Consider the following 10,127-nt stretch of genomic DNA (forward strand, 5'->3'; position numbering starts at 1 on the left):
CCGTTGTCGTACTGGTTGGGCTCAGGCGATGCCGACGAGCTGGTACGCCTGGCGGATCGCCGCGATCTTGGCGTCCCGCTGGGGATCGCCGCCGAAGTAGGTGCGGGCCACGTCGACCACCGCCGCCAGCGCCGCCGCGAAGGTGGCCAGCGGGGTGAGGCGCGTCATGCCCAGGTACATCAGGATCGCGACGTCCTCGACGGTGAACATGGTTGAACCGTCACTCGTCATCGTCAGCAGGTGGTGCACGGCCTTGTTGTGAATGTTGCTGTTGAAGTGCACCCACCCGTTGTCGTTTCGTGAGTTCGGCTGTTCGCCCGGACGCAGGCGCTTGAAGTCCCTCATGTGCGCCGGGTGCCCGAGCTTGGTGGGATCGGCGAAGTCGCGCAGCGGTCGGCCGTCGGGTCGCAGTCCGGGGCCGATGTCCCAGCTCCAGGTGCGCACGTCCGCCCGGTCGGGCGCCGTGTACCAGTTACTGATGATGACTCCGAAGATGTCGGCGAACGACTCGTTGAGCGCGCCGGACTGCGTCGCGTACACCAGATCCGACGTCGTGTCGATGACGCCGTGGGTCAGCTCGTGGGCGATGATGTCCAGGTAGCGCGACAGGCTGACCAGCCGGCCGTTGCGCATGATCTGGCCGTACCACATGCGCCCCTGCCACCAGAAGGCGTTGAGCAGTGCCGGCGGCGTCTCCATGCTCGCGGCCGTGGTGTTGACCAGCGAGATCAGGGCCATTCCCTTGTCGTCGATGCCGTCGCGTTGCAGGACGCTCTTGTAGAAGTCCTGCACCCGCCCGGCGTTGAGGTGTGCGGAGACGGCCGCCCGGTTCGTGGTGCCGTAGTCGCTTGTGGACGCTCCCACCGGGCTGTTCGGCACCGGCGGGTTGGTGTCGATGTCCGTGAACTTGAGGTCGTACGTGCGCACGGACCGCAGCGGGTCGTCGAGCAGTACCGACGTGCCGCCCGCGCTGACGAGCCGCCCGAGAAACGTCTGCCGGTCCTCGTTTTCGTCGACTCCCGTGCACCGGGCGGGCGTGGGCAGGATGGTGGGTGTGGCGCTGTACGCGAACAGGATCTCGCCGCTGTGCGCGTCGACGAGGAAGTTGTAGCTCGGTGGCACCGGTCGCCGGCCCAGCCCATGCCCGTCGCTCGCGCCCATGCCCGCGTCCGTGTCCGTGTCGGCTGACGGCGGCTCGGTGGGCAGGGCCGGGAAGAACCACGCGAGGTGCCAGCTGCCCTCGTACTCGTCCTTGTAGAACATCAGCCGGCCGCCGACACCGGTCTCCGGCGGCAGCGCCGTGTTGGTGTATTTGCCTACCCGCTCGAGCGCGTCCGCACGGCTCAGCGACTCGACGGCGTCGACACCGGTCACCTCATCCAGTTCGGCGGTGACACTGACCAGTTCGCGATCGCTGGTCAGTTCGACGACCGCGGCCGCGCCGAAGACCGGGATATGGCGGTGGGTCTGCGTGAACCGCACCTGGTGTGTCCCCAGTGGACGCAGGTCCCGCTCGTTCTCGACCACCAGACCCGGTACGCGTTCCGGCCGCTCCGGCTCGACGACGGCGCGCATGGCGGGGCGGTCGTCGCGCTGTAACAGCTCGTCGAGGTAGTACCGCGCGGCCGCCTCGTCGCTGGTGAACGACGGCCCGGCTGACTCGACCGAATCGGCGGAATCGGTCGACTCGGCCGCGAACGACCCCGGTGCCCGCGCCGCCGTGCCGGCCTCGGGATCGTCCGCGACGTGATAGCGGAACGTCTCCAGTGTTGCCATCTGAACCTCCGTGGGGCATCTGTCCGATCGCAAACAGCATGTAGCGATCCAGTTACCTAGCGTTAGGAGTAGAGGCTCAGAGTCACCAGGAAATACGAGCGGCTAGGCCGCGACGTGCAGCACCGCGTCGGCCGAGGCGAGGAGCGCCGGCTCCAGAGGGAAGTAACCCTGTTCCGGTCTGGTGTCCGTGCGGGTGGCGGCCGGAGCGACATCCTTGGCGGGTACCAGGCCCCAGGTGGTGATGCGGCGTTGCAGGGCGCCCTCGTAGGTGTCCGGTTCCGGTTCGGGCAGCTCGATGGTCTCGCTCCGGCCGAGGCTGGTGGCGACGAAGGTGTACTGGTCGCCCAGCAGCGAACCGACGATGGCGCCGGCGCAGAACCAGCTGATGTCCATGGGCCCGAGGCTCATGTGGCCCAGGTTTCGCTGCAGGTGCAGGTTGTGAGCGAAGACCAGCGTCGGCCCCCGTCGCCCTTCGACCTCGCGGATGTCGAGCAGGTTCTGGGCCATGAGCGCGTCCCGGGTACCCGACAGGCGCGACCACCGCACGGTCTGCTCGGCCTGCCGCGAAGCCTGCTTGTGATACCGCAGCATGCCAAGACCGGCGGTGAGGTGCGTCCTGGCCCTGACCCACTCGGCACGCGACGACGCCGCGATCAGCTCCGGCGCCTGCGAGTAGAGCGCGACGAGCATGTCGTCGGCGATCGAACGCAGCCTCTCCGCCTCAGCCGTGGCACCAACCGACATCGCCGGATCCATGACCGCCTCCGTGCGGCTCCACAGCTCGTCGTCGCCGGCGAGGCCCGCGATGTCGAGGTCGAGCCCCAGATAGTCCCGGGCGTGTTCGAGGTAGCGGCGGGGACTGGGCGCGTTCATCATCTCCATCGACCCGTCGAAGCCGTGAAAGGCCAACCGTCGCTCAGCGGGGTGGCTCTCGTTGTATTCGCGCATCCACGCGACGAGTCGCCGGTTGGCTTCCAGGTCGCCGAAGCCGTGGGAGAAGCCCTCGCGCATCGCGCCGTCGAGGGTTCCCACTCCATCCTGGACGAACTCGTTCACGATGAGAGCGGCCACCCGGTCGGTTTCCAGAGCGATCGACCGGAAGCCGCGGTCAACCAACTGAGCGAACAGTTCGTTGCGAATCAACCCGAAGGCTGGCTCGAGGTGGGTCGGCTCACCGAGCCCCAGTAGGTCACATGAAGCGGGCACGAAGTCTCGAATGTCCTGGCTCATGTGTCTCAATCGTATCGTTGAAGGCTCGGTTGAGACTTCGAGTGCTAAGGGGCGCTTGGAGGCGCTCAAGGTGGCGCGGCCACGCGATAAAGTCTCAAACGTGGGGACGGTCGAGGGCACGACGGAGTTCGTGACGCGCGACGGCGACCGGACGCTCACGGTCGCGGGCGGCACCGAGATCGGGCGGCGCTACCGCGCCAACTTCGACGTGCTCCATCTGGGCGACGATCCGGTGCTGGCCGTCGTGGCCGACGGCATGGGCGACAGCGAGGGCAGCGCGGTGGCATCGCGCACGGCCGTCGACGTGGTCGTCGCCGCGCTGCGTGCCGCCCACCGGCCCTTCGGCCCGGCGACGATACGGGACGCGGTGGGCGCCGCGCAGCAACGGGTACGCGCCGCGGGCGAGCGGCTCGATTCCCTGACCGGCTGTACGCTGACCGCGTTCGTGCCCGACGGCGATGGTGCGGCGTGGATCGCGCAGATCGGTGACTCCCGCGCATACCGCCTGCGTGACGGGTTGCTGGAGCTGCTGACCGTCGACCACACGGCCGCCTGGCTGGGCGCCGTCTACGGCTGGTACCCGGCCGACTCGCGGCAGGCGGCGGCCGCGCGTTACATGCTCCACCGCTTCCTGGGGCATCCGGACTCGCCGGAACCCGACGTGCTCAACGTGACGCTCCGGCCGGGCGACGTGTATTGCCTCTGCACGGACGGTGTCGCCGAGCAGGTGTCGTACGAGCGGCTCCAGCAGGTACTGGGCTCGGGCGACCGCCCCGGCGAGATGGTCGCCGCGCTGCTGGCCGACACCCTGGCCGCCGGCGGCCACGACAACGCCACACTAGCGATCCTCCAAATCACCTGACCCCGTATACGTTCGTCTCTGTCCTCTGTGGTCTCGCCTGTCTACCGTGGAGTCGTCATCCCCGAAAGGACGTGGAGGCGCGCGATGGGCCCGACGATTCGGATACTTGTGGGTGGGCTCGGCGCCATCATGCTGGCCGCGGGCACGGTCGTGACCATCTGGGGCATGGTCGCCGGCAAAGACGTCAACTCGGTCGGCCTGGCGGCGATCTTCGTCGTCGGGATCGCCCTGGTGTACGCCGGTGTCTTCAACCTGTTGCCGGCCGAGATCGGCATCGGCGACAAGGGCAAGATCAAGATGCAGGCGGCAGCCGACGCCGTGAAGGCCGTCAAGGAAGCCGCCAACACCGAGGCGGCCGCGATCGCTCAGACGCCGACAGTACTGCAGGATGTCGTCTCCGCGAAGGACGAGTCCGCCGCGGCGGTCGTCGTGGAAAACGCCCTCAAGGAGTTGGTGAGCCGCATGCCCGCCACCGCCGACGTGCTTCGCGAGGTCGAATAGGTCTTGCCCCGCGGCCTTACCGTCGTCGATATGCCTGACTCCACGACCGGTCCCGACCGGGGCCTGATCGGTAGCGCCGTCGCCGCCGCCGTGCTCTTCGCCTGGCTTGCCTTCCGCATCTTCGACGCGCGCGACCAGCTGGACCACTACGGCGTCGATCCCACGGCCGCTGGCGCGGCGGCCGGCTGGCTCGCCCTGGCCACCGCCCTGGCGTACGCCGCGCTCATCGCGCTGCTCCTGCGCCGCGCCGGAAACCTTCAGGTGATCGCGCTGGCCCCGCTGGTGCCCGCGGCCGTCAGCGTGCTGTACGCGCTCGTGCTCGGCGGCGGCAACACCCAGAAGGTCGGTTTTCCGGCCGGCTCGCTGATGTTCTTCGCCGTGGTCAGCATGGTCGCCGCCGTCATCGCCTCGGCGCGGGTCGTCTCCTACGCCCGGGCGTGAGTGAGAGTACTGTCGCGGCGGCGCGGGTCGCGGCCGGCAGACGCAACCGGACGCGGCGCGCGACACGTCTACACAATGACTATTCGAGCTCTAGGTGGAAGTGCTGATGTCGCTGAGTTTGTCAACACCCTGGCAGCACGTGATCTCCGATGAGGCGTGGGATCGTCGGTTGTTCACCCACGGTGGCCATTTCCTGCAGAGCAGCCACTGGGCGGCGTTCCAGCGGGCGAACGGCCGCGAGGTGTACTTCGGCAGCGGTGACGACTGGCAGTGCATGACCGTGGTGGAGCGTGCCGGGGAGAACGCCCGGCTGTACTGCCCGTACGGCCCGGTCGCGACCACCGCCGAGGGCCTCGCGGAGGCGATGCGCGCCCTGCTCGACCTGGGGCGCCAGGAGAAGGCATTGTTCATCCGGACCGAGCCGAACGCCCCGGTCACCCGTGACGACCTGATTGCGCTCGGTCACCAGCCCGCGAAGCGCAACATGCAGCCGGGCCTGACCTGGATCCAGGACCTCCGGAAGACCCGCGACGAGCTCATCGGCGAGTTCGCGGCGAACATCCGCAACCGCTGGCGCAACGCGTACAAGAAGGACATCACCGTCGCGTCGAGCACCGACCCGGCCGACGTGGCGATCCTGCTCGACATGATTCACGACGTGGCCAACAACACCGGCATGAAGCCTCACGACGACGAGTACTACCAGCGGCAGGCGGCCGCTCTGATGGAGCGTGACGCGGCCACGATCTACGTCACCCGCCACGGCGACCGCCCGATCGCCGCGTCCATCGTGTACGACAGCCCGACCACGCGGTACTACGCGCACAGCGGCAGCCTGCTGGACGCCCGCAATCTGCACCCGGGCACCGTCATGCTCGCCACGATGGTGCTCGACGCCCGCGAGCGAGGTCAGACGACGTTCGACTTCGTGGGCGCGGCTCCCAAGGACGAGCCCGACCACCCGTGGGCCGGCTTCACCATGTTCAAGCAGTCGTTCGGCGGGCAGTACCGCGAGTACCTTGGCACGTGGGAGAAACCGTGCACGGACGGTGACTGAGCACTGATACCTGAGTATTCACCTGAAGCCACCTGTGAAATTCCTATGTAATTTGGCCCACGGCCTAGACCGTTTGAGGCGCCTCACACGTCTGTAAGGCATGAGGCAGATCTCTAACGTCGAACAGGTCCTCGCGGCCGTGGCTACCGCCCGGCTCGTGCAGGGCGATGCCCGCCGGTTGGTCACAGGCATCACGCACGACTCGCGCCGCGTGGGTCCGGGCGACCTGTTCGTCGCCATCGCGGGCGAGCGCCATGACGCACGCCGTTTCGTCGATGACGCGTTGGCGCGCGGCGCGGTCGGCGTGGTGACGGAGGGGGAGGTCGAAACGCCCCGCGACACCGTCGTGGTGCGGGTTCCCTCGGCCCGTGCCGCGCTGGCTGATCTGGCCGCGGCGGTGTACGGCCATCCGGCCAAGGCACTGCGCCTCGTCGGGGTGACCGGCACAGACGGTAAGACGACCACCACGCACATGATTCACGCGGCTCTGGAGGCGGGCGGCCTGCGGACGGGGCGGCTCAGCACGCTGGGAATGACCACCGGTAACGGTGTGGCGCCGGCACACTACGGCTTCACCACTCCCGAGGCGGGCGACCTTCACCGGATGCTCGCCGACATGGTGGACGCGGGCTGTGACGCGGCGGTGACGGAGGTGAGTTCGCACGCGCTGTCCCTGGAGCGGGTGCGCGGGGTCGCCTTCGCCGCCGGTGTTTTCACCAACCTCAGCCCCGAGCACCTGGACTTCCACGGCTCGATGGAGGAGTACCTGGCGACGAAGGCGAGGCTGTTCGCCATGGTGGCCGAGTCCACGCCGGACGGTGTCGGTGTCGTCAACGCCGACGACGCTGCCTCTGCGGTCATGCGTGCCAGCGGACCGCAGCGGATCCTGTCGTACGGCATCGAAAGCCCGGCGGACGTGACGGCTCGCGACATTCGTCTGGAGCCTGGCAAGAGCCGCTTCACTCTTGTCACGCCCTGGGGCCAAGCGGAGGTGGTCTCAGCGATGCCCGGGATGATGAACGTGGCGAACTGGCTCGCCGCCGCGACCACGGCGCTGAGCATGGGCGTCTCGCTCGACGCGGTCGTCGCCGCGGCCGCGGGCACCACGGTCGACGGGCGCCTGCAGAGTATCGACTGTGGACAGCCATTCCAGGTGCTGGTCGACTTCGCACACACGCCAAAGGCGCTCGAGACGGTGCTGCGCACGGTACGCAGCAGCACCAAGGGGCGATTGATGGTGCTTTTCGGCCACTCCGGTGGGCGGGACGCGGAAAACCGCCGTCCGATGGGCAAAATCGCCGCCGAGCTGGCCGACGTCATGATGGTGACGTCGGACAACCCGCAGCACGAGGACCCGGCGGAGATCGCCGCGGAAATCGTCGCGGGCGCGCGCGAGGCCGGCACGACCTGTGATGTACAGGTGCGCCTCGACCGCGGCCAGGCGCTGCGCGCGCTCATCGCGCGGGCGGAGCCCGGCGACACGATCCTGCTCGCTGGCAAGGGCCACGAGGAGTACCAGGTCCTGTCGCACGGGAAGGTGCTGTGGAACGACGCCGAGCAGAGCCGCCAGGTACTGGCCGAGCAGGGCTGGGGCTGTCCGGGCGCACAGGGTGGGCAGCCGCTGGACCACGTACACGGAGCCGGCATCAGGTGCGGGCAGGCGTGATCTGATCCAGGGGGTTCGGGCCAGGCTGTTCGAGTCGAGGGGTTGCGCACGTCACTTTGACTTTCCGTCTTGGAATGTGATTGTCTTTTCGGCATGGAAAGCAACAACGTGGAGCCCCTCGTCGCGATCGCCGAAGCCCGTTCCGCCCTGGCCGATCGGCTGATCACCCCGTGGTGGTACCACCCGGCCCTCGGTCTGCTGCTCGCTGGATACGTCGTCGGGATGGGCCTCGGCAACCTTGCCGTCAAGCTCGCCGCGGCCGTACTGTTCACCGCCGGCTGCCTCGCGCTCGGCAGGGCGTACCGGCGCCTGACCGGAGTCTGGATCTCCGGCTTCGACGCCGGCCGTGCCGGCCGATGGGGCAAGGCACTGGGCGCGCTGGTCGGCACGGCCGCCATCTCGGCCTGGATGATCGAGTACCTCACGGAGCTGACCTGGCCGGTGTGGTGCCTGGCCGTGGTGTCGTTCGCCGGTGCCGTCATCCTGGGCCGCCGGTTCGACGATGCCCTGCGCGCCCAACTGCGGGCAGGCGTGTGAGCGAGATGTTCGACGAGGTCGTGCACGCGCCGAACCGGCTGCGGATCTGCGCCTTCCTCGACGCCTCGTCCACCGCCGAGTTCAGCGTGCTGCGTGACCTGCTCGGCGTCGCCGACTCGGTGCTGAGCAAGCACCTGAAGGTGTTGCAGGACGCGGGTTACGTCACGATCTCCAAGCCCACCGGCCGCGGCCGGGTCAAGACCTGGGTCAGCCTCACCGCCGATGGCAGGCGTGCGTACGCCGGACACGTCGTCGCCCTCAAGGCCCTCCTGAACACCCCGGAGTAGCCCGAGTCGACGTTGCCCTACCCACGGGCAGTCGTGCGAAGATCATCTCCGAACCTGGGAGGTGCGCGATGGAGGTACTGCTGCGGCGGGTGCGCGCCGGGCTGCGCGGGCCGCTGGTCGACGTGCGGCTCGCCGGCGGCGTGGTGGCCGCGATCGGCGCCAGCGACCCGGCGGGCGACGCGCTCGTCGTCGACGGCTGCGGCGGGACGTTGCTGCCCGGACTTGTCGACGCGCACGTGCACGCCGCGCAGTGGGCCAGCAGCCGCCGGCGGGTGCCGCTCGACGCGGCGACCTCGGCCAAGCACGCGGTCGACCTCGTGGTCGCCGCCCCGCGCGCCGAACCCGGCGAGATCGTCATGGGCGCCGGCTTCCGGGACGGCCTCTGGCCAGACCAGCCGCACAAGGACCTGCTCGAAGCGGCACTGCCCGGCCAGCCGGTCGCGCTGTTCAGCGCCGACCTGCACTCCATCTGGCTCAGCCCCGCCGCGCTCAAGCTGATCGGCTCCGATCACGCCACCGGCGTACTGGTCGAGAACGACTGCTATCAAGCGACCTCCGCGCTCCCGGGCGCGCCGCCGGAAATGGTGGACCGGTGGGTGCTGGAGGCCATGGAGGCCGCTGCGGCACGAGGGGTCACCGGCATCCGCGACTTCGAGTACGCCGACACCGTCACCGACTGGATCCGCCGCCTCGCGACCGGTACCCCAGCGGTCCGGGTGGCATGCGTGATCGCCCGGCACATGCTCGACGAGGCCATCGCCCGCGGGCACCGCACCGGCGACCCCGTTGCCGGCTCGGAAGGGCTGCTGACAATCGGGCCGTACAAACTCTTCGTCGACGGCTCCCTGAACACCCGCACCGCCTACTGCCACGACCCGTACCCGGGCACCGCCACGCACGGCATGCTGGAATTGCCGTACGAAACGCTCGTGCCGCTGATGGATCGCGCGTACCGTTACGGGATCACGCCAGCCGTGCACGCCATCGGCGACCACGCCACCCGCATCGCCCTCGACGCCTTCACCGAGGTGGGCTGCCCCGGCCAGATCGAACACGCGCAACTCGTCCACCCCGACGACCTCACCCGGTTCGCGGCGCTCGGCATAACCGCGAGCGTCCAACCGGCCCACGCGCCGGACGACCGCGACGTCGCCGACCGCTACTGGGCCGGCCGCACCGGCCGCGCCTTCCCCTACGGCGCGCTGCTGGCCGCCGGCGCCCGCCTGGAAATCGGCTCGGACGCACCGGTGGCGCCGCTCGACCCGTGGGACGGCATCGCCTCCGCGGTCACCCGCACCGACGACAGCCGCCCCTCCTGGCACCCCGAACAGGCGATCCCGCTAAGCGTCGCACTGGCAGCCGCCAGCGGCGGCCGCACCGGCGTGAAGGTCGGCGACGCGGCGGACCTGATGATCGTGGCAGACGACCCCAGCGACCTAGCACCGTCCGACCTACGCCAAATCCCCATAACCGCAACCTTCCTAGCCGGCCGCCCAACCCACCCCTAACAGCAACCACTTCCGCCGGCCCCCGCTCTCCCCGCCGCGGCCCGCGCCTTCCCCGCCCGCGCCGCGCCCGGCCCACCCCGCCCGCGGCAGCCCACCCCGCCCGCAGCGGCGCGCGCCCGCCCGCCGTGCCGCGCCGCGGCGCGCTCTCCCCGCCGATCAAGGGCAAAGGCACGGCTCTTCGCCCCGATGTGTGGGTTGGGGTCGGGTTGGTGATTGGGGCACGCCGTTGCCTGGCCTAGGTTTCGGACTGTCTGACGGTTCG

10 protein-coding genes are annotated in these 10,127 nt (G+C 69.3%); 8 read left to right on the forward strand and 2 right to left on the reverse strand.

The annotated features are described in order from the left end of the window. Positions 1-21: 21 nt before the first annotated feature. Together QMG73_RS23650 and QMG73_RS23655 are read right to left on the reverse strand one after the other, a co-directional pair. Positions 22-1,776, reverse strand: a complete 1,755-nt coding sequence (locus tag QMG73_RS23650) for a M4 family metallopeptidase (protein WP_281899096.1) — start codon at positions 1,774-1,776, stop codon at positions 22-24. A gap of 102 nt (positions 1,777-1,878) precedes the next feature. Next, positions 1,879-3,006 (reverse strand): erythromycin esterase family protein, encoded by a 1,128-nt coding sequence (locus tag QMG73_RS23655; protein WP_281899098.1) that lies wholly within the window; start codon positions 3,004-3,006, stop codon positions 1,879-1,881. Positions 3,007-3,106: 100 nt separating this feature from the next. Between QMG73_RS23655 and QMG73_RS23660 the strand changes: the two genes are divergently transcribed. The 8 genes from QMG73_RS23660 to QMG73_RS23695 all read left to right on the forward strand — a co-directional run bounded on the left by QMG73_RS23660 (position 3,107) and on the right by QMG73_RS23695 (position 9,865). Then, positions 3,107-3,868: a PP2C family protein-serine/threonine phosphatase gene (locus QMG73_RS23660; RefSeq protein ID WP_281899100.1), complete on the forward strand. Its 762-nt coding sequence runs from the start codon at positions 3,107-3,109 to the stop codon at positions 3,866-3,868. Positions 3,869-3,952: 84 nt separating this feature from the next. Then, positions 3,953-4,369, forward strand: a complete 417-nt coding sequence (locus QMG73_RS23665; RefSeq protein ID WP_281899101.1) for a hypothetical protein — start codon at positions 3,953-3,955, stop codon at positions 4,367-4,369. Between the two features lie 30 nt (positions 4,370-4,399). Continuing rightward, positions 4,400-4,810: a hypothetical protein gene (locus QMG73_RS23670; protein ID WP_281899102.1), complete on the forward strand. Its 411-nt coding sequence runs from the start codon at positions 4,400-4,402 to the stop codon at positions 4,808-4,810. Positions 4,811-4,916: 106 nt separating this feature from the next. Continuing rightward, a complete protein-coding gene (locus tag QMG73_RS23675; RefSeq protein ID WP_281899103.1) occupies positions 4,917-5,867 on the forward strand; it encodes a lipid II:glycine glycyltransferase FemX in 951 nt (316 codons plus the stop codon). Between the two features lie 100 nt (positions 5,868-5,967). Next, complete coding sequence (locus tag QMG73_RS23680) at positions 5,968-7,533, forward strand: UDP-N-acetylmuramoyl-L-alanyl-D-glutamate--2,6-diaminopimelate ligase (protein WP_281899105.1); 1,566 nt, start codon at positions 5,968-5,970, stop codon at positions 7,531-7,533. Between the two features lie 93 nt (positions 7,534-7,626). Further along, positions 7,627-8,070: a hypothetical protein gene (locus tag QMG73_RS23685; protein ID WP_281899106.1), complete on the forward strand. Its 444-nt coding sequence runs from the start codon at positions 7,627-7,629 to the stop codon at positions 8,068-8,070. A gap of 5 nt (positions 8,071-8,075) precedes the next feature. Next, on the forward strand, positions 8,076-8,357 hold the full coding sequence (locus QMG73_RS23690; protein ID WP_281899109.1) for a transcriptional regulator: 282 nt from the start codon (positions 8,076-8,078) through the stop codon (positions 8,355-8,357). Between the two features lie 68 nt (positions 8,358-8,425). Further along, the gene (locus QMG73_RS23695; protein ID WP_281899107.1) at positions 8,426-9,865 is read left to right on the forward strand and encodes an amidohydrolase; all 1,440 of its coding nucleotides are present in this window, start codon (positions 8,426-8,428) and stop codon (positions 9,863-9,865) included. Positions 9,866-10,127 lie beyond the last annotated feature (262 nt).

Origin of the sequence: Phytohabitans aurantiacus (assembly GCF_027923225.1) — a bacterium.
GTDB lineage: Bacteria > Actinomycetota > Actinomycetes > Mycobacteriales > Micromonosporaceae > Phytohabitans > Phytohabitans aurantiacus.

Coding starts and splice junctions, on each gene's coding strand:
- QMG73_RS23680 (WP_281899105.1), top strand. CDS start 5,968: ATGAGGCAGATCTCTAACGTCGAACAGGTCCTCGCGGCCGTGGCTACC.
- QMG73_RS23650 (WP_281899096.1), bottom strand. CDS start 1,776: ATGGCAACACTGGAGACGTTCCGCTATCACGTCGCGGACGATCCCGAG.
- QMG73_RS23675 (WP_281899103.1), top strand. CDS start 4,917: ATGTCGCTGAGTTTGTCAACACCCTGGCAGCACGTGATCTCCGATGAG.
- QMG73_RS23695 (WP_281899107.1), top strand. CDS start 8,426: ATGGAGGTACTGCTGCGGCGGGTGCGCGCCGGGCTGCGCGGGCCGCTG.
- QMG73_RS23670 (WP_281899102.1), top strand. CDS start 4,400: ATGCCTGACTCCACGACCGGTCCCGACCGGGGCCTGATCGGTAGCGCC.
- QMG73_RS23685 (WP_281899106.1), top strand. CDS start 7,627: ATGGAAAGCAACAACGTGGAGCCCCTCGTCGCGATCGCCGAAGCCCGT.
- QMG73_RS23690 (WP_281899109.1), top strand. CDS start 8,076: ATGTTCGACGAGGTCGTGCACGCGCCGAACCGGCTGCGGATCTGCGCC.
- QMG73_RS23655 (WP_281899098.1), bottom strand. CDS start 3,006: ATGAGCCAGGACATTCGAGACTTCGTGCCCGCTTCATGTGACCTACTG.
- QMG73_RS23665 (WP_281899101.1), top strand. CDS start 3,953: ATGGGCCCGACGATTCGGATACTTGTGGGTGGGCTCGGCGCCATCATG.